At 71.5% G+C, this 17,182-nt stretch carries 17 protein-coding genes; 8 read left to right on the top strand and 9 right to left on the bottom strand.

The features are described 5' to 3' along the window. The first annotated feature begins 59 nt into the window (after positions 1–59). From ACFUTX_RS02620 to ACFUTX_RS02595, 6 genes are read left to right on the top strand one after another with little or no spacing between them, the layout of a single operon-like run. Positions 60–1,187: a ThiF family adenylyltransferase gene (locus tag ACFUTX_RS02620; RefSeq protein WP_378860634.1), complete on the top strand. Its 1,128-nt coding sequence runs from the start codon at positions 60–62 to the stop codon at positions 1,185–1,187. Further along, positions 1,184–2,431 (top strand): gephyrin-like molybdotransferase Glp, encoded by a 1,248-nt coding sequence (glp, locus tag ACFUTX_RS02615; RefSeq protein WP_378860633.1) that lies wholly within the window; start codon positions 1,184–1,186, stop codon positions 2,429–2,431. The genes ACFUTX_RS02620 and glp overlap by 4 nt, the downstream gene beginning before the upstream one ends. Next, a complete protein-coding gene (moaC, locus tag ACFUTX_RS02610; RefSeq protein ID WP_378860632.1) occupies positions 2,428–2,904 on the top strand; it encodes a cyclic pyranopterin monophosphate synthase MoaC in 477 nt (158 codons plus the stop codon). Before glp ends, moaC begins: the two co-directional genes overlap by 4 nt. 2 nt (positions 2,905–2,906) lie before the next feature. After that, the gene (locus tag ACFUTX_RS02605) at positions 2,907–3,539 is read left to right on the top strand and encodes a molybdenum cofactor guanylyltransferase (RefSeq protein WP_378860631.1); all 633 of its coding nucleotides are present in this window, start codon (positions 2,907–2,909) and stop codon (positions 3,537–3,539) included. Further along, positions 3,536–3,805 (top strand): DUF6457 domain-containing protein, encoded by a 270-nt coding sequence (locus ACFUTX_RS02600; RefSeq protein WP_378860630.1) that lies wholly within the window; start codon positions 3,536–3,538, stop codon positions 3,803–3,805. Before ACFUTX_RS02605 ends, ACFUTX_RS02600 begins: the two co-directional genes overlap by 4 nt. Beyond that, positions 3,805–4,038: a MoaD/ThiS family protein gene (locus ACFUTX_RS02595; protein WP_378860629.1), complete on the top strand. Its 234-nt coding sequence runs from the start codon at positions 3,805–3,807 to the stop codon at positions 4,036–4,038. The genes ACFUTX_RS02600 and ACFUTX_RS02595 overlap by 1 nt, the downstream gene beginning before the upstream one ends. Before the next feature lie 2 nt (positions 4,039–4,040). Here the strand turns inward: ACFUTX_RS02595 and ACFUTX_RS02590 are convergent, their stop codons facing one another. From ACFUTX_RS02590 to ACFUTX_RS02565, 6 genes are all read right to left on the bottom strand, one after another. Further along, positions 4,041–4,469, bottom strand: a complete 429-nt coding sequence (locus ACFUTX_RS02590) for a molybdenum cofactor biosynthesis protein MoaE (protein WP_378860628.1) — start codon at positions 4,467–4,469, stop codon at positions 4,041–4,043. Next, on the bottom strand, positions 4,469–4,948 hold the full coding sequence (locus ACFUTX_RS02585; RefSeq protein ID WP_378860627.1) for a molybdenum cofactor biosynthesis protein B: 480 nt from the start codon (positions 4,946–4,948) through the stop codon (positions 4,469–4,471). Before ACFUTX_RS02585 ends, ACFUTX_RS02590 begins: the two co-directional genes overlap by 1 nt. Before the next feature lie 9 nt (positions 4,949–4,957). Next, entirely contained in the window at positions 4,958–7,300 is a 2,343-nt protein-coding gene (locus ACFUTX_RS02580) for an FdhF/YdeP family oxidoreductase (RefSeq protein ID WP_378860626.1), read from the bottom strand. 62 nt (positions 7,301–7,362) lie between these two features. Next, positions 7,363–9,222, bottom strand: a complete 1,860-nt coding sequence (locus tag ACFUTX_RS02575) for a helicase HerA-like domain-containing protein (protein WP_378860625.1) — start codon at positions 9,220–9,222, stop codon at positions 7,363–7,365. Between the two features lie 4 nt (positions 9,223–9,226). Continuing rightward, on the bottom strand, positions 9,227–9,904 hold the full coding sequence (locus ACFUTX_RS02570) for a phosphatase PAP2 family protein (protein WP_378860624.1): 678 nt from the start codon (positions 9,902–9,904) through the stop codon (positions 9,227–9,229). Positions 9,905–9,981: 77 nt separating this feature from the next. Beyond that, the gene (locus ACFUTX_RS02565) at positions 9,982–11,394 is read right to left on the bottom strand and encodes a multidrug effflux MFS transporter (protein ID WP_378860623.1); all 1,413 of its coding nucleotides are present in this window, start codon (positions 11,392–11,394) and stop codon (positions 9,982–9,984) included. 310 nt (positions 11,395–11,704) lie between these two features. Here ACFUTX_RS02565 and ACFUTX_RS02560 point away from each other — a divergent pair, with 310 nt between their 5' ends. Continuing rightward, a complete protein-coding gene (locus ACFUTX_RS02560; RefSeq protein ID WP_378860622.1) occupies positions 11,705–12,424 on the top strand; it encodes a DUF3105 domain-containing protein in 720 nt (239 codons plus the stop codon). Between the two features lie 4 nt (positions 12,425–12,428). Beyond that, positions 12,429–13,100 (top strand): DUF305 domain-containing protein, encoded by a 672-nt coding sequence (locus ACFUTX_RS02555; protein ID WP_378860621.1) that lies wholly within the window; start codon positions 12,429–12,431, stop codon positions 13,098–13,100. Between the two features lie 79 nt (positions 13,101–13,179). Here ACFUTX_RS02555 and ACFUTX_RS02550 read toward each other — a convergent pair whose 3' ends face one another. From ACFUTX_RS02550 to ACFUTX_RS02540, 3 genes are all read right to left on the bottom strand, one after another. Further along, a complete protein-coding gene (locus ACFUTX_RS02550) occupies positions 13,180–14,157 on the bottom strand; it encodes a carbohydrate ABC transporter permease (protein WP_378860620.1) in 978 nt (325 codons plus the stop codon). After that, the gene (locus ACFUTX_RS02545; RefSeq protein ID WP_378860619.1) at positions 14,154–15,509 is read right to left on the bottom strand and encodes a carbohydrate ABC transporter permease; all 1,356 of its coding nucleotides are present in this window, start codon (positions 15,507–15,509) and stop codon (positions 14,154–14,156) included. Before ACFUTX_RS02545 ends, ACFUTX_RS02550 begins: the two co-directional genes overlap by 4 nt. 119 nt (positions 15,510–15,628) lie before the next feature. Then, a complete protein-coding gene (locus ACFUTX_RS02540; protein ID WP_378860618.1) occupies positions 15,629–16,969 on the bottom strand; it encodes an ABC transporter substrate-binding protein in 1,341 nt (446 codons plus the stop codon). Positions 16,970–17,182: the final 213 nt, after the last annotated feature.

Genomic DNA, 17,182 nt, shown 5'->3' with positions numbered 1-17,182 from the left:
TTCAGCGCCGGCGGATCGCGGACGCGTCCGCCCCAGCCCCCCGCGGATACCCTGGTCACATGCCGATGCCGCCCCTGGTCGAGCCCGTCGCCGCACTCCCCGACGACGAACGCATCCGCACCGCGCGCCATGCCAGCCTCGCCGGCTTCGGCGACGAAGCGCAGCGGCGTCTGGCCGCCGCCCACGTCGCGGTCGTCGGTGCCGGCGGGCTCGGGTCGCCGGCGGTTCTCGCGCTCGCGGCCGCGGGCGTGGGCACGCTGACGGTCATCGACGACGACATCGTCGAAGCATCCAATCTCCAGCGCCAGGTGCTGCATCGCGTCGGCGATGTCGGCCGACCCAAGGTGGAGTCCGCCGCGCGTGCCACGGCGGACCTCTCCCCGCACACAGTCGTGCGCGTCCAGCAGGCGCGCCTGACCGCCGAGAACGCCGTAGCCCTGCTCCGCGGCGCCCATGTCGTGGTGGACGGCACCGACACCTTCGAGACGCGCGAAGCGGTCGCCGCCGCGTGCGAGAGCCTCGGACTGCCGCTGGTGTGGGGCGTGGTGCAGGAGTTCCACGCGCAGGTGACCGTCTTCTGGTCCGCGCCCCCGGCCGGTGCGCCGGCCGTGACGCTCCGCGACCTGTACCCGCCCGACACGGTCGGAGAGGTGCCGACGTGCGCGGCGGTCGGCGTCCTCGGTTCGCTGTGCCTGCAGGTCGGCGCGCTGCTGGCCACCGAGGCGGTCAAGCTCCTCACCGGCGTGGGCGAGCCGCTCCTCGGGCGCGTCGTCGTGATCGACGCCCTGCGCGCCTCGTCGCACGAGGTGCCGCTCCGTGCCGCCGCGGTCGCCCCGTCCGCCGCCGAGCACGGCCGCATCCCGACCGCCCGCACCGCCCCGATCCCTCAGATCGACCTCGCTGCCGCCGTCGCCGCCCAGGAGGCCGGAGCCGTGCTCCTCGACGTCCGCGAGCCGGTCGAGACCGACGAGGGCATGCTGCCCGGTGCCGTCGCCGTCCCGCTCGGCACGGTGCTCGCCGACCCGCGTGCCGTCGGCCCCGGACCCGTCGTGGTCGTCTGCAAGGCGGGAGTGCGCGCCGAGCGCGCGGCCGTCGCCCTGCGCGCGGCCGGGGTCGAGGCATCCGTCCTCGCCGGAGGCATGGACGCCTGGGCGTCAACCGCCGAGCGGGAACGGACGCGCGCGTGAGCGACGGCGGGCCCGACGGTCTCATCGAGGTCGGCGACCACCTCGCCGTCGTGCTCGAGGCGACGCCGCTCGTCGAGGCGGCGACGATGCCGCTGTCGGCGGCCCGGGGGCGCACCCTGCGCGAGGCGGTGACGGCGGCGGTCGACCTGCCGGTCTTCGACAACTCGGCCATGGACGGCTTCGCGGTGCGCTTCGCGGACGTGGCGTCGGCGTCGACGGCGTCGCCCGCGACCCTGCGCGTCGTCGCCGACCTGCCCGCCGGCACGGCACTCGACCCCGCGCTAGCGCCCGGCGAAGCTGCACGTATCATGACGGGCGCTCCCCTCCCCTCCGACGCCGACACCATCGTGCCGTTCGAAGACACGGCCGGCGGCCTCGCCGACTCGCTGACGTCCGTCGTCGTGCTTCGCGCACCGGCGGGTTCCGGCGCGCACGTCCGCCGTCGCGGCGACGACGCAGCGGCCGGCGACCCGCTGCTCGATCCCGGCGTCGTCCTCGGGCCGCTCCAGCTCGCCGCGGTCGCCGCGGCCGGGGTGGCCGACGTGGCGGTGTCGCGGAAGCCGCGGGTCGTGGTGGTCTCGACCGGCTCGGAGCTCGTCGCGCCGGGCGGCTCGCTCACCCGCGGACAGATCCCCGAGTCCAACGGCGAACTGCTCGCCGGCCTCTCCGCCGAGGCGGGAGCGGAGGTCGTGCTGCGCTTGGCCGTCTCGGACGACGGCGACGGACCCCGCGAGGCGGTCGTCGCCGCGGAGACCCTCGGGGCGGACGCCGTCGTGTTCTCGGGCGGTGTCAGCGCGGGCGCCTTCGAGGTGGTGAAGGCGACGCTCGGCGACACGATGCGGTTCTCGAGGGTGCGGATGCAGCCGGGCAAGCCGCAGGGATTCGGCACGACCCCCTCCGGCGTCCTCCTCTTCGGGCTGCCGGGCAACCCGGTGAGCGCGGCGGTCTCGTTCGAGGTGTTCGTGCGCCCGGCGCTGCTGCGCATGCAGGGGCGCCGCGATCTGCACCGGCCGGTCCTGAGGCTTCCCGCCGCGACCGCGTGGCGCACTCCTCCGGGGCGCGCGCAGTACCTCCCGGTCACGATCGACCGCGGCGACGCCCGCTCGTGGCGGGCCGTCCCCGTCTCGCGCGGAGCCTCCCATCTCGCCGGCAGCCTCGGACGCGCCGAAGCGTACGCGGTGGTCCCCGCCGAGATCGACGCGGTCGCTGCGGGCGACCTCGTCGATGTCATGCTGATCTCATGAGCTTCACGCACCTCGACGACGCCGGTCACGCCCGCATGGTCGACGTCACCCAGAAGCAGCCCACGGTCCGCTCGGCCACTGCGCGCGGGTTCGTCCGCTGCTCGGCCGAGGTCGTCGCCGCACTCCGCGACCGCACCGTCCCGAAGGGCGACGTCCTCGCTGTGGCACGCATCGCCGGCATCCAGGCCGCCAAGCGGACCCCCGAGCTGCTCCCCCTCGCGCACGTCATCGGCGTGCACGGCGTCGGAGTCGACCTGTTCCTCGACGACGACGGTGTGTCGATCGAGGCCACCGTGCACACGGCCGACCGCACCGGGGTCGAGATGGAAGCCCTCACGGCGGTGTCCGTCGCGGCTCTCGCGATCGTCGACATGGTGAAGGGGATCGACAAGGCCACCTCGATCGAGAACGTCCGCATCGTCGCCAAGAGCGGCGGCCGCAGCGGCGACTGGCGCCGTCCCGGCGAGGACTGACCGTGGCGCCGTCGCGGGGCGCGATCCTGCTCGCCGGGGGACGAGCCTCCCGCGTCGGCGGGGCCGCCAAGCCGCTGTTCGAGGTCGGCGGGACGACGTTGCTGCGCGCCGCGGTGAACGCGGTGACGGATGCCTCGGCCCGGCCGGTCACCGTCGTGGGGCCCGCCCTCGACCCCGACCTGCCGGTGGAGTGGGTGCGGGAGGACCCGCCCTTCGGCGGTCCGGTCGCCGCTGTGGTGGCCGCCCTCGGCGCCTGGACCGAGACCGGTCGACCGGACCCCGAGTGGACGCTGCTGCTGGCCTGCGACCTCCCCGGCGTGGCGGCGGCGGTGCGGCAGCTGACCGCTGACCTCGCCCTTCTCCCCCGCGACACCGACGGGCTGTGCCTGGGTGACGCGTCGAGCCGGCCGCAGTGGCTCATCGGCGCGTACCGCACCGCGGCGCTGCGGGCCGCGGCATCCGCTCTTCCCCGCCGCGGGGCGGACGCGCCGGTCCGCGAGCTCGTGGCCGACCTCGCCATCGCCGTCGTCGTCGTGCCCGACGCGGTCACCCGCGACGTGGACACGTGGGAGGATCTGGAAGAGGCGCGCCGGCATCACGACGCGCGCCGGAGCGAGAGAGGTCAGCCGTCATGAGCGAGCAGTCCCGCACCCTCCCGCCCGAGGCGCTCGATGCCTGGGCGGCGGCGCTGCGCGAGCGGTTCGGGCTCGCCGAGGCGGACGTGCCCATCGCCGCCGTGCTCGACCTCACCCGTGACGTCGCGAACGGCGTCGCGCGCCCGGCCGCGCCGCTCGGCGCGTTCGTCGCGGGACTCGCCGCCGGTCGCGCCGGAGCCGACCCCGCGCTCGTGCGGGAGGCACTGGCGGCGGTCGCCGCCCTCGCGGCGGAGTGGGACGACTGATGGCCCTCGTCCGCTACTTCGCGGCCGCGCAGGACGCCGCCGGCACGCACACCGAGCACCGGTCCGAGACGACCCTCGGCGACCTCCGCCGGGCCGTCACCGCGGAGCATCCCGCGCTCGCGGGCATTCTGCCGCGCTGCGCCGTGCTCGTGGGCGGGTCGCGGGTCGACGACGCGACGAGCCTCGGCGAGGGCGACCTCGTCGACGTGCTGCCGCCGTTCGCCGGGGGCTGAACCTAGCCGCCGAGTCCGAGCCAGGTGGCGGTGCCGTCGACCTCGACCTGCCGCTTCCACACCGGCAGCTCGGTCTTGATCGTCTCGATCACGGCACGGCAGACCTCGAACGCCTCCGCGCGATGAGGCGCGGCCACCGCGATCACCACGGCGAGATCGCCCACCTCCAGCCGGCCGACGCGATGGGACACCGCGACGAGGGCGTCCGTGCCCTCCGCGGCACGCTCGGCGATGCCGGCGAGCGCGGCCGGGGCGTCGGGATGCGCGGAGTACTCCAGCGCCGCGACAGGGGCGGCGGCATCCGGATCGTGATCGCGGACGCGACCCACGAACGTCGTCACCGCGCCCGCCGCCGGATCGTCGACGGCCGCGAGGTGCGCCGGCAGGTCGAGCGGCACGTCGCTGATCGCGGCGAGTCGGACCTCGGGCATCAGTGGTCGCCTCCCCCGAGCTGGTCGAGGACGTGACCGGCCACCGACAGCAGCACCGGCATGCCCGACGCGACCCCCTTCGGCGAGCCGGGGAGGTTGACGATGAGCACCCCGTGCGGGTCGGCCACGCCCGCGACCCCGCGGGTGAGCATGCCGGCCGGCTTCTCGGCGGCGCCGCGGCGCCGCAGCTCCTCGGCGATGCCGGGGATCTCGCGGGTCAGCACCCGGCGCGTGCCCTCGGGCGTCTCGTCGCGCGGACCGACGCCCGTCCCGCCGGTCGTCACGATGAGCTTGACCCCCGCCACGATCTCGGCCTGCAGCGCGCGTTCCACGCTGTCGGCGCCGTCGGGCACGACGACCGGCTCTGCGCAGTCGAAGCCCGCCTCGCGCAGCGCGGCGACGGCGATCGGCCCGCTGTCGTCGGAGCGGGCGCCCGCGGCCGACCGGTCGGACACGGTGATGACGGCGGCTCGGGTCATGTCTCCACCCTAGGCCGCGCCCGCGGCCGCGCTCCGGCGCTCGAGCCGCACGACGACCGACTTCGAGGTCGGCGTGCCGCTCACATCGGCCACGGAGTCCAGGGGCACGAGCACGTTCGTCTCCGGGTAGTACGCGGCCGCGTTCCCCGGAGGGGTCGGGTAGGCCACGAGGCGGAAAGCCGCGGCGCGCCGCTCCTGCACGGCGCCGTCCGGCTGCGTCCACTCCGAGACGAGGTCCGCGATGTCACCCTCGGCGAACCCGAGCGCGACGAGATCGGAGGGGGCGACCAGCACGACACGGCGACCGCCGTGGATGCCGCGGTACCTGTCGTCCTTGCCGTAGACGGTGGTGTTGTACTGGTCGTGCGAGCGGATCGTCTGCAGCAGGAGGCGGCCGGGCGGGATCCGCGGGAACTCCAGCGCGTTCACCGTGAACCGCGCCCTGCCGTCGGGAGTCGCGAACCGGCGCGCATCGCGCGGGCCGTTCGGCAGGTGCAGGGTGCCGCCCCTGTCGATGCGCGTCTCGTACCCGTCGAAGCCGGGCACGACGCGCTCGATGCAGCCCCGGATGAGCGCATAGTCCCGCTCGAACGCCTGCCAGTCCGCCTGCGGAGCGCGCGAGCCGGGATCGCCGGACGCTCCACCGAACACGCGGTCGCACAGCCGGGCCACGATCGCGACCTCGCTGAGCAGCTCCTCGCTCGGCGGGGCCAGCCTGCCACGAGAGGCGTGGACGGCGCCCATGGAGTCCTCGACCGTCACGCGCTGCTCCCGTCCGCCGCGACGGTCGCGGTCGGTGCGGCCGAGGGTGGGCAGGATGATGGCGCGCCGCCCCGTGACGACGTGCGAGCGGTTGAGCTTCGTCGAGACCTGCACGCTCAGCTCGACCCGCGACATCCCCTCCTCCACCACGGCCGTGTCAGGTGTCGCGGAAACGAAGTTGCCGCCCATCCCCATGAAGAACCGCACCCGACCGTCCCGCATGGCGCGGATCGCCCCCACCGTGTCGAGACCGTGCGCACGCGGCGCCGAGAAGGAGAACTCGGCGTCGAGCGCGTCGAGGAACGCGGCGGACGGCTTCTCGTAGATGCCGACCGTGCGATCGCCCTGCACGTTCGAGTGCCCCCGCACCGGGCAGAGCCCCGCCCCTCGCCGCCCGATGTTCCCCTGCAGCAGCAGCACGTTGACGACGTCGCGCAGCATCGGCACCGAGTGCTTGTGCTGGGTGAGCCCCATCGCCCAGCAGACGACCGTCGCCTTGGACAGACGCACCGCCTCGCCCACCCGGCGCAGCTCGGACTCCGACAGACCCGTCGCCTCGGCGAACGCCGGCCACGAGGCATCCGCCATCGCCGTGCGATAGGCCTCGAAGCCGCTCGTATGCCGCGCGAGGAATTCGTGGTCGAGCACGCCTCCGCGCTCAGCCTCGGCCTCGAGGAGGTGCGCGCCGATCGCCTGGAACAGGGCCTGATCGCCGCCCAGCCGGATCTGCACGAACAGGTCGGCGAGCTTCGTGCCGCCGAACCCGACGCCGCGCGGCGTCTGCGGGTTCTCGAACCGCAGCAGACCCGCCTCGGGCAGCGGGTTCGCCGCGATGATGGTCGCGCCCCGCCGCTTCGCCTTCTCCAGGGCCGACAGCATCCGCGGATGGTTCGTCCCCGGATTCTGACCCGCGACGATGAGCAGGTCGGCGTCGTGGATGTCGTCGATCGACACCGTCCCCTTGCCGATGCCGATCGTCTCGGTGAGCGCCGAGCCGCTCGACTCGTGGCACATGTTGGAGCAGTCGGGGAGGTTGTTCGTGCCGAGACCGCGCACGAGGAGCTGGTAGAGGAACGCCGCCTCGTTCGAGGTGCGTCCGGACGTGTAGAAGACGGCCTCGTCGGGATCGTCGAGTCCGCGCATCGCGGCCGCGATCTCGTCCAGCGCGTCGTCCCACGAGAGGGGCCGGTAGTGCGACGCGCCCTCCTCGAGGATCATCGGATGCGTCAGCCGCCCCTGCTGACCCAGCCACCACTCGTCGTGCGCGCGGAGCTCGGCCACCGAGTGCGCGGCGAAGAATTCAGGACCGACGCGGCGCAGAGTCGCCTCCTCGGCGACCGCCTTCGCGCCGTTCTCGCAGAACTCCGCGATGTGCCGCTTGTCCTCCTCGGGCCAGGCGCAGCCCGGGCAGTCGAAGCCGTCCTTCTGGTTGACCCGCACCAGGGTCTGCAGCGACCGCGCGACCCCCATCTGCTCGTTCGCCACCTGAAGCGCGTGGAGCACCGCGGGCACGCCGACCGCCGACGTGCGCGGCTTCGTGACGCGGACGAGCGACTCGTCGATGTCGGTGCGCGGGGGCTTCCTCGCCATGCGTCCAGGCTAGGCCCGCACGGCGGTTCCCGGCCTCAGCACCGCCCGGCGGTCGGTCGGCGTCAGCGCCGCCCGGTCCCGAACATGCCGCGGATCACGCCCCCGAGGATCGTCTGGGTGGACTTCGAGTTCAGGATCTGCTCGAGCGGCGACTTCTCGGTGCGACGCGTCCGCGACGTGCGCGTCGACCCCTGCGTCTTCTTCAGCAGCCGCTCGTACTCCTGCTGCGCCTTCTTCTCGGCCAAGAGATCATGGGCGGCCTTCAGCTTCGCCGCCAGCAGCTCGCGAGCCGACTCGCGGTCGATCGCCGTGCCGTACTTCGCCAGCAGCGGCGACGCCTTGACGGCCGCCTCGATCTGCGGGTCGGGAGTGGGCGACATGAGTCCCTGCGGTGCGCGCAGACGGGTCCACGCGACCGGTGTCGGAGCCCCCTTCTCGCTCATGACGGTCACGATCGCCTCACCGGTTCCGAGCTCCTGCAGCACCCGCTCGAGGTCGTACCCCGAAGTCGGGTACGTGCCGACGGTCGCGCGGAGCGCCTTGGCGTCATCGGGGGTGAAGGCGCGGAGCGCATGCTGCACCCGCGAACCCAGCTGAGCGAGGACGTCGCCGGGCACGTCCTTCGGGGTCTGGGTGACGAAGAACACCCCGACGCCCTTCGACCGGATGAGCCGCACGGTCTGCACGATCGCGGCCAGGAAGTCCTTCGACGCGTCGCGGAACAGCAGGTGCGCCTCATCGAAGAAGAACACGAGCTTGGGCTTGTCGAGGTCGCCGACCTCGGGGAGCACCTCGAACAGCTCGGCCAGCAGATACATCAGGAACGTCGAGAACAGCGCGGGCTTGTCGACGACTCCGGGCACTTCGAGCAGGCTGATGACGCCGCGTCCGTCGGACGCCGTGCGCAGGAAGTCGCCCACCTCGAACTCGGGCTCGCCGAAGAACACGTCCGCGCCGTCGTCGGCGAACGTGATCAGCTCGCGCAGGATCACGCCGGCGGTCGCCGCGGACAGGCCGCCCAGCCCCTTGAGCTCGCCCTTTCCCTCGTCGCTGGTCAGGTAGGTCAGCACCGCTCGCAGGTCGGACAGGTCGACCAGGGCCAGCCCCTGCTCGTCGGCGTAGTGGAACACCAGCCCGAGACTCGACTCCTGCGTCGCGTTCAGTCCGAGCACCTTGCTCAGCAGCAGCGGCCCGAACCCCGACACGGTGGCGCGCACCGGCACGCCCTTGCCGATGCCGCCGAGCGCGAAGTACTCGGTGACGGATGCCTCGGCCTTCCACTCCTGCCCGATGGCGCTGGTGCGGGCGAGGAGCTTGTCGCTCGGCTCACCCGGGGTCGCGACCCCCGAGAGGTCGCCCTTGATGTCGGCGGCGAACACGGGGACGCCCTGCGCGGCGAGCTGCTCCGCGAGGCCCTGCAGGGTGCGGGTCTTGCCGGTGCCGGTGGCGCCCGCGACGAGCCCGTGCCGGTTCATCATGCCCAGCGGGATCCGTACCTGCGCGCGCGGGACCGGCTCGCCGTTGACGAGCGCGCCGAGATCGAGCGTCGGCCCTTCGAAGGCGTACCCGGCGACGATCTTGTCGACCTCCGCGGAAGCCAAGGGTCCCTCCGCGGGCTCGGAGTCGGGTGCCCCTGCGGCCTCGACGGCGGGCTCCGCCGGCGTCGACGCCGCGGGAGCGGCTTCGGCGGGCGCCGGCTCGGCCGGTGTCGCCGCGGCCGAGGCATCCGCCGCCTGGGCGTCCGGTGCGGAGACCTGCACCGTCGCCCGCGACTTGGCCGCCTCGGCTTCGGCCGCCGCGAGCGCGGCCCGGGCCTGCGCGGCCTTCAGCTGCGCTTCGGCGGCCTCGGCTTCGGCGCGCAGTCGCGCGAGCTCGGCTTCGGCGGCGGTGACGGCGGGATCGGGCGTCGCGGGCGCGGTCATGCGCTCAGCCTACCGACGCCGTTTTTCTCTCCAGCGCCGCGTTCTCGCGGGCCATCGGCACCGCGAACGCCGCCGCGACGAGAAGCACGGCGCCCGCGCCGATCATCGCGCCGCCGACCGTGTCGCTCACCCAGTGCGCGTGCAGGTACGTGCGGCTGAAGGCCATGAGCACCACCCAGATCGCCCCGACGATCGCGACCCACACCCGCGGGAAGAGGACGAAGGCGGCCGTGGCCAGGGTGGCCGCGTTGGCGACGTGCCCCGACGGATAGGAGCCGTAGTCCGAGAGGACGATGATGTCTTCGGGCCGCACCCGGCCGAAGAGGTGCTTGAGCAGCTGCACGCCGCCGGCGGACACCGCCTCGGCGACGAGGAAGAACGCCGCGGCCCACGGTCGCCGCAGCAGGACGAGGGCGATCGCGCCGCCGATCGGCACCACCAATACGGCGAACCACCCGGCCCCGACCCAGTTCATGAACTGCGAGAAGCCGGTGAGGAACGGCGAGTACCAGTCGGCGACGAACGAGTTCCACCACACGTCGATCGCGAAGGGGTTCTCGCCGCGGGCGAACGCCCACCAGCCGAGGCCGCAGGACAGCAGGACGAGGACGATCCCCGTGACGAGGTATCCGTACGCGGGACGCACGGCGCGGTCGTCGGGGATCTCTGGACGGTCGCTCATCGCCCCATTCTGCCCACCCGACGCCGCCGACTCACAGGGCTTGCGGCGCGGCGCCGGTTTGTGCCCGGGTGCCGGGATCAGGGGGCGAGGCGCTCGACCGTGCGGGGCCGCACGATGATCCACAGCGACAGCGTGCCGATCACCGCGCAGCCGACCATCACCGCCGCCATCGTGGTGGCCGTGATCCCCGCGCCGGCCGAGATCCAGCCGACGAGCGGAGTGATGACGCCCGCGACGCCGAAGTTCGAGGCGCCGATGATCGACTGCGCCGTACCGGCGGCGCGACCGTGCCGGTCGAGGGCGAGCACCTGCACGCAGGGGAAGGTGAAGCCGCACGCCGTCATGAAGAAGAACAGCGGGATGATCGTGCCCCACAGGCCGAGTCCGAGCTGGTCGGTGACGATGATGGCGGTCGCCGCGACGACGAGCACGCCCGTCGACCAGGCCAGCACCCATTGCGGCCCGAAACGCGCCGCCAGTCGCGACGCGGCCTGCACCCCGAGGACCACGCCGAGGGAGTTCGCGGCGAAGAGCAGGCCGTACTGCTGGGGGTCGAAGTCGTAGGTCTCCTGGAAGAGGAACGACGACGCCGAGAGGTACGAGAACAGGCCGCTGAAGGTCATGCCCCCGATGATGAGCACGCCGATGAAGACCCGGTCGGTCAGCACGCTGCGGTAGCGCTGCCACACCGTGGTCGCGCCCTTCTCGTGGCGGCGGGCCGGCGGAAGCGTCTCGGGGATGAAGATCGCGGCCGCGACGAGCATGATGCTGCCGTAGACGCCCAGCACGACGAAGATCCCGCGCCAGGGCATGAACACCAGCAGCGCCGAGCCGACGAGCGGCGCGAGCACGGGCGCCACGCCCGAGACCAGCGCCAGCCGCGAGAGCATCACGACCAGGCGACGGCCGCCGAACAGGTCGCGGACGACGGCGGCCGCCACCACACCGCCCGCAGCGGCGCCGGCGCCCATGAAGACGCGCGCGACGGCGAGCATCTCGAGAGTGGGGGCGAGGGCCGCGGCGATGCTCGCGAGCACGTGCAGCGCCGTGACGACCAGCAGCGGGATGCGGCGGCCGACCTTGTCGCTGAGCGGACCGACGATCAGCTGCCCGAGCGCGAAGCCGACCATCGTGCCCGACAGGGTGAGCTGGATCGCGGCCTCGGTGGTGCCGAAGTCCTCCTGCAGCACCGGGAACGCCGGCAGGTACAGGTCGATCGTGAACGGGCCGAGCGCCGTCAGCGCGCCCAGCAGCACGATGTAGAGCACGCGGCGGCGGTTCGGGATCGAGTCGCCGGGGTGCAGCACGATCGGCGCGGTCGCCGGGTTCGACCCCAGACTGCGGATCGCGCCGGTGGCCGTGGTGCGGATCGAGCCGGTCGGCGTGCGGGCCGGCTCCGGCGCGGAGGCGCGCGAGGCGGCCGGTGCGACCGGCGCGTGGTCGGAGGAGTCGGCGGGACGCTGGGTGGGAATGGAGGCGGTGTCGAGCAACGTGGGATCTCTGTTCGGCGGCGATGCGGGAAGGCGTCGACGCCGGTCGTCCGGCTCAGGCGCGCAGGGGTGGGGGGAGGGAATCGTCAGATGTCGAATCGATTCGACACCATTCTAACGGATGCCTCGCCCCCGCCCGCAAGGCTCGGGCCCCGGCATCCGTCCCGATCTTTCGCAGACGGCACTGCACCGCCTGTCGGCGCTCTCCCAGTCAGGCCCCGCATGCGCTCGCATAGGATTGCGGTGTCTGTCCCCTTGCCCGCGACACCGCCCTGCGCCCGAGCACGCGCCCCGAGCCGAGATCACGAACATGACCCCGACACCCCCGAGCCCCTCCGACAAGCGCACGAGCGGCAACCCCGCCAAGCAGGCCGAGATCAACCTGACGGTGAAGCAGCAGCGCGAGCAGAAGCGCCAGGAGAAGCTCGCCGAGTACCAGAAGCAGCTGGCCAAGCGCCGCCGCAGCAAGCTCGTGTGGTGGGTCGTCGGCATCACCGCGGCGGTCGTCATCATCGGCCTCGTCATCGCCTCCGTCGTCTTCGCGCCCGCCCCGGCGCCGACGTACGAGCGCGGCGACAGCGACGGCAGCTCGATCGAGGGACTCGAGACGTTCGAGAACACCGCCAACCACGTCGAAGGACCCGTCGAGTACGCGCAGACTCCCCCGGCGGGCGGCGACCACAACGCCGTGTGGCTCAACTGCGGCGTGTACACCCAGCCGGTCCCCAACGAGAACGCCGTCCACTCGCTCGAGCACGGCGCCGTGTGGGTCACCTACGACCCCGCCCAGGTCAGCGACGACGACATCGCGGCCCTCGAGGCGCAGCTGCCCTCCACGTACACGGTGCTCTCGCCCTATGAGGGCATGGACTCGCCGATCGCGCTGAGCGCCTGGAACGCGCAGGTGAAGGTCGACTCGGCCGACGACGAGCGCATCGAGCAGTTCATCCGCGCCTACTGGCGCAGCACCAACGCGCCCGAGCCGAACGCCGCGTGCACCGGCGCGTACGACGCCCCCGGCAAGAAGTGATCCGATGAGCGACGAAGCGCCCTCGGGGCGCTCGAGCCGCTGGCTCGTGGTCGTGGTCGCGCTGGTGCTGATCGCCGCCCTCGCGTTCGCGATCGGCCGGTTCTCGACCTTCGGGGCGTCGGCGAGCGCCGCGGCGCCCGGAACCTCATCGCCCGAGGCCGGCTTCTCCCGCGACATGCAGGTGCACCACGCCCAGGCCATCGAGATGGCCATGGAGATCTACCGCAAGACCGACGACCCCGAGCTCCGCGTGCTCGCCTACGACATCGCCACCGGCCAGGCCGGTCAGCGCGGCGAGATGTACGACTGGCTGGTCCAGTGGGGCCTGCCGCAGTCGGGCGGCCAGACGATGGCGTGGATGAGTGCATCCGAGGCCGGGCACGATCACGCCGGCACCGCGGACCAGCCTCTCACCGACGACGAGGTGCGCGAGGCGATGGGCATGGCGTCGGCCGCCGAGATGAACGAGCTGGCGTCGGCGACCGGGCAGGAGGCGGACTGCCTCTTCCTCGAGCTGATGATCCGGCACCACCAAGGCGCGATCCCGATGGCCGAGGCGCTCCTCGAGCTCGGGACCGATCCGCGTGCGCTCGAAGTGGCGCAGGCGATCAAGGGCGGGCAGACGGCCGAGATCGACGCGATGGAGTCGATCGCGGCCCGGCTCGGCTGCGACTGACCTCCCAACCGCGAGAAACGGCGCGGCGCACGACCCCTGAGGATCGTGCGCCGCGCCGTCTGCGTCGGTGCTCCCGGCGTCAGCCCTTCGTGGCGCCGGCCAGCAGGCCGCGGACGAAGAACCGCTGCAGGGCGAAGAACACGATCAGCGGGAACAGGATGGTCAGGAACGTGCCCGCCGCCTGCAGGAACCACTGGTTGCCCCACGTGCCCGACAGCGACGCCAGCGACTGCGTCATCGGCAGGGATGACGACGGCGCGAAGATCGTCGCCACCAGCAGGTCGTTCCACACCCAGATGAACTGGAGCACCGCGAACGACGCCAGCGCCGGCGTGGCCAGCGGCAGGATGATCCGGAAGAACACCTGTCCGTGGCCGGCCCCGTCGACCCGCGCCGCCTCGATGACCTCGCTCGGGATCTCGGCGATGAAGTTGTGCAGCAGGAACACCGCCAGCGGGATCGCGAAGATGGTGTGCGCGATCCAGATGGTGGCGAAGCTGCGGTCGACATCGCTCATGTCGAGCCCCGGGAAGATGGTGACGCCGTTGATCGTGAGCCCTCGCGAGAAGAGGCTCAGCAGCGGCACGAGCGCCATCTGCAGCGGGATGATCTGCAGCGCGAACACCGTGACGAAGAGGAATCCCTTGCCCTTGAAGTCGATCCACGCGAACGCGTAGGCGAGCATCGACGCGACGGCCATCGCGAAGAACGCCACCGGGATGGTGATCGCCAGCGAGTTCACGAACGACTGTGCCAGGGTCAGCGTCGTGCCGCCCGCGGTCAGCGCCGCCTGGTAGTTGCTGAGCGTGAACTCCGGGTCGAGGAAGACCGTCCACCACCCGGTCGTCTGCACGTCGGCCGGAGGCCGGAACGACGTGACGAGCAGACCGAAGGTCGGGATCGTCCAGAAGAAGGCGATGATCACCGCAGCGAGGGTCGCCCCCTTCGACGAGAGCCGCTTCTGGGCGAGCTTCTCGTGCTTGCGCGTCTCGCGCGCCACCTGTCGAGCCGTCGGTGCATTGGGCACCGGCTCGATGACCTCCACTCCGACGGTCATCGGATCTCCCTCTGCTTCCTGATCTGCACCACGTTGAAGACGATCAACGGGACGACGAAGATGAACAGCACGACCGCCAGCGCCGCGGAGTGCCCGTAGCTCTGGAACCGCTGCTGCTGGTTGACCATCTCGAACGCCAGCACGCTGGTGTCGTTGCGGCCACCGGTCATCACGGCGACGATGTCGTAGATCTTCAGCGCCCCGATGGCGATCGTGGTGAACACCACGACGATGGACGAGCGGATGCCGGGAACCGTGACGTTGCGGAACCGCTGCCAGGCGCTGGCGCCGTCGAGCGCCGCGGCCTCGATCTGCTCGGTGGGAACCGCCTTGACCGCCGCCGACAGGATCACCATCGCCAGACCCGTCTGGCTCCAGATGAACACGACGAGCAGCAGCAGCGTGTTGACGAGCGGCGTGATCGTCAGCCACGACACCGGCGGAAGACCGAAGGCCGTCACGATGGCGTTCAGCAGGCCGACCTGATCGCCCTGCCGGTAGTCGTACATGAAGCCCCAGATGATGCCGGCGCCCACGAACGAGATCGCGAAGGGCATGAAGATCAGCACCTTCAGCGCCTTCTCACCCCGAGCCCGGTCGATGAAGACCGCGTAGGCGAGGCCGATGATCGTCGCGAAGGTGGGGGCGACGATCACCCAGATGATCGAGTTGATGACCGACCAGAACCCCTGCGGGTTCGTGAACACCCAGATGTAGTTCTCCATGCCGACGAACTCTTGGCCCGTCTTGTCGAAGAACGACTGGATGAACGTCGACACCGCCGGATACACGAGGCCGATGAGCAGCAGGATGGCCGCGGGCGCCGAGAACAGGATCAGCTGGTACAGGTGCCCCGCGCCCTCACGCGCCCGGTAGTCGGCCCAGAACAGCAGAGCGCCCAGCAGCACGGCGATGCCGAGCACGTAGACGACGGCGTTCTGATACGGCCGCAGCAGCATGAAGGCCAGGACCGGCAGCAGGAAGCAGGTCGCCAGCCGCAGCCAGAAGTAGAACTTCCCGGGCCGGGGCGCGTATTCGATCAGCAGCAGGATCAGCCCGACGACCGCGAAGAACACGATCAGGACGACCGGGATCTGCAGCAGCGGGTTCAGATCGCCCAGCCAGCGGAAGAAGCTGTTGAGCGAGAAGCCGAGGCTGGTCGGTCGAGCGTCCTCGACCGGTGGTCGAGTGACCATGAAGAGGAAAAGCGCCACCACGAGGATGAACCCGATCGTGGTGACGATGATCGTGAGGCGGCGTCTCTTCGAGAAGCCGGCCTCCTTCTCATCCGAGTAGTCGGTGCCGGTGCGAGCGGGTTCGGTCGCCTCCGCCACCTTTGTGGTGTCGGTCATGGATGCCTTCCTAGTGCTTCATCGGACTGGGATGGAACCGTGGCCGGGCTCCTCCCCCGGCCGTGGGGTCGGCGGGCCGCCCGCGTGTGCGAACGGCCCGCCTTCCCTCGAGCGCGAGCTCAGTCGTCGTAGCCGGCCTGGATGTCGCTCAGCACCGTCTCGGTGTCCTTGCCGTCGATCCAGTCGACCATGCCGCGCCAGAACGAACCGGCACCCACCGTCGACGGCATCAGGTCGGATGCGTCGAAGCGGACCGTGGTGTTCGGGTCCTGGAGCAGCGTCATCGCCTCGGTGAGGAACTCGCTCGAAGCGAGGCTCGGGTCGGCGTTGAGGTTGGCCGAGATGTTGCCGCCGAGCGACACGCGCGCGTCGGCCCACTCCGGGGTGGACATGTACTCGAGCACGGCCTGGGTGGCGGCGTCGTCCGAGAACGCGGTCACGAACTCGCCACCGACCTCGATGGTCGCCGAGCCCTCTTCGTAGCCCGGGAGGACGAACGCGTACACATCGCCGTCAGGGGCCACATCCGGCGTCGCACCCTCGGCCGTCTGCACGTCGAGGAAGTTCGCCGACAGGAACGAGGCCTGGTGCGTCATCGGGCAGCTGCCGTCGGCGACCTTGGCCGCGACATCCGCGAACGCCGTCGAGTTGATGCTGGCGACGTCGCCGTAGCCCGCGTTCACCCACTCGGGGTTCAGCAGGATCTCGCCGACCGCGTCGAACGCTTCCTTGATCTCGGGGTCGGTGAACTTCACCTCGTTCGCTACCCACTGGTCGTAGACCTCGGGGCCGGACTGGCGAAGCACGAGGTCCTCGATCCAGTCGGTGCCGGGCCAGCCCGACGCCGCCTCGGACTCGAAGCCGGCGCACCACGACGGACCACCGGTCTCTTCGGCGATCGTCGCCGAGATCTCGAGCAGCTCGTCCCACGTGGTCGGGACCTCGATGCCCCACTCCTCGAAGCTCGCCGGCGAGTACCAGACATAACCCTTGATGTTGGCGAGCATGGGCGCCGCGTAGAACACGTCGTCGACGGTGCCGTAGGCCTTCCAGTCCGGCGACCAGTTCTCGTCGACGTTCGCCTCGACCTCGGCCGGGGCCTCCTTGACCTCGCCGGTGCCGACGAGCGTCTTGAGCAGACCGGGCTGCGGGACGATCGCGATGTCGGGAGCGTCGCCACCCTGGACCTTGGTGACGATGTTGCCCTCGAACGCCTTGTCGCCCGTGTACTCGACGATGACGCCGGTCTCTTCGGTGAACGCGTCGAACGACTTCTGCATGTTCTCGGCTTCGATGCCGGTGATGCCGCCCGAGATGGTGACGGTCTCGCCTTCGATGTTGCCGTCGTCCGCCTCTTCGCCGCCGCCTTCGGCGCAGCCGGCCAGAGCCAGGGCGGCGACCGCCGATACGCCGACAGCGGCCAGCAGCTGACGCCGCCGGGGTGATCGCATTGCTGTCATGAGATGCCTCCTCATTGAGTTCGCGGAACGGACCTTCCGGCTCCGCGTGAGAACGTAGGGAACCGATTCCATGCTCACGCTAGGGGATGCACGGTTTCGGCACAATCACACTTCATCACAACTCGGTAAATACGGGATTGACGCTGGCGCGCGAGGTCGCGGCACGGCACAATGACCCCGGAACCGGTTCCACAATCGCGCTGACGCCGTGGG

The organism is Microbacterium sp. NPDC057407, from assembly GCF_042803895.1.
Taxonomy (GTDB): domain Bacteria; phylum Actinomycetota; class Actinomycetes; order Actinomycetales; family Microbacteriaceae; genus Microbacterium.
Note: the sequence above shows the minus strand (reverse complement) of the source record. Positions and strands in the feature narration are given on the sequence as shown.

What these genes read in the sequence shown, in the direction of transcription:
- ACFUTX_RS02585 (WP_378860627.1), bottom strand. Translation starts at nt 4,948, where the DNA reads ATGACCCGAGCCGCCGTCATCACCGTGTCCGACCGGTCGGCCGCGGGC.
- ACFUTX_RS02550 (WP_378860620.1), bottom strand. Translation starts at nt 14,157, where the DNA reads ATGACCGTCGGAGTGGAGGTCATCGAGCCGGTGCCCAATGCACCGACG.
- ACFUTX_RS02595 (WP_378860629.1), top strand. Translation starts at nt 3,805, where the DNA reads ATGGCCCTCGTCCGCTACTTCGCGGCCGCGCAGGACGCCGCCGGCACG.
- ACFUTX_RS02590 (WP_378860628.1), bottom strand. Translation starts at nt 4,469, where the DNA reads ATGCCCGAGGTCCGACTCGCCGCGATCAGCGACGTGCCGCTCGACCTG.
- ACFUTX_RS02545 (WP_378860619.1), bottom strand. Translation starts at nt 15,509, where the DNA reads ATGACCGACACCACAAAGGTGGCGGAGGCGACCGAACCCGCTCGCACC.
- ACFUTX_RS02620 (WP_378860634.1), top strand. Translation starts at nt 60, where the DNA reads ATGCCGATGCCGCCCCTGGTCGAGCCCGTCGCCGCACTCCCCGACGAC.
- ACFUTX_RS02575 (WP_378860625.1), bottom strand. Translation starts at nt 9,222, where the DNA reads ATGACCGCGCCCGCGACGCCCGATCCCGCCGTCACCGCCGCCGAAGCC.
- ACFUTX_RS02580 (WP_378860626.1), bottom strand. Translation starts at nt 7,300, where the DNA reads ATGGCGAGGAAGCCCCCGCGCACCGACATCGACGAGTCGCTCGTCCGC.
- moaC (WP_378860632.1), top strand. Translation starts at nt 2,428, where the DNA reads ATGAGCTTCACGCACCTCGACGACGCCGGTCACGCCCGCATGGTCGAC.
- ACFUTX_RS02540 (WP_378860618.1), bottom strand. Translation starts at nt 16,969, where the DNA reads ATGACAGCAATGCGATCACCCCGGCGGCGTCAGCTGCTGGCCGCTGTC.
- ACFUTX_RS02570 (WP_378860624.1), bottom strand. Translation starts at nt 9,904, where the DNA reads ATGAGCGACCGTCCAGAGATCCCCGACGACCGCGCCGTGCGTCCCGCG.
- ACFUTX_RS02560 (WP_378860622.1), top strand. Translation starts at nt 11,705, where the DNA reads ATGACCCCGACACCCCCGAGCCCCTCCGACAAGCGCACGAGCGGCAAC.
- ACFUTX_RS02555 (WP_378860621.1), top strand. Translation starts at nt 12,429, where the DNA reads ATGAGCGACGAAGCGCCCTCGGGGCGCTCGAGCCGCTGGCTCGTGGTC.
- ACFUTX_RS02600 (WP_378860630.1), top strand. Translation starts at nt 3,536, where the DNA reads ATGAGCGAGCAGTCCCGCACCCTCCCGCCCGAGGCGCTCGATGCCTGG.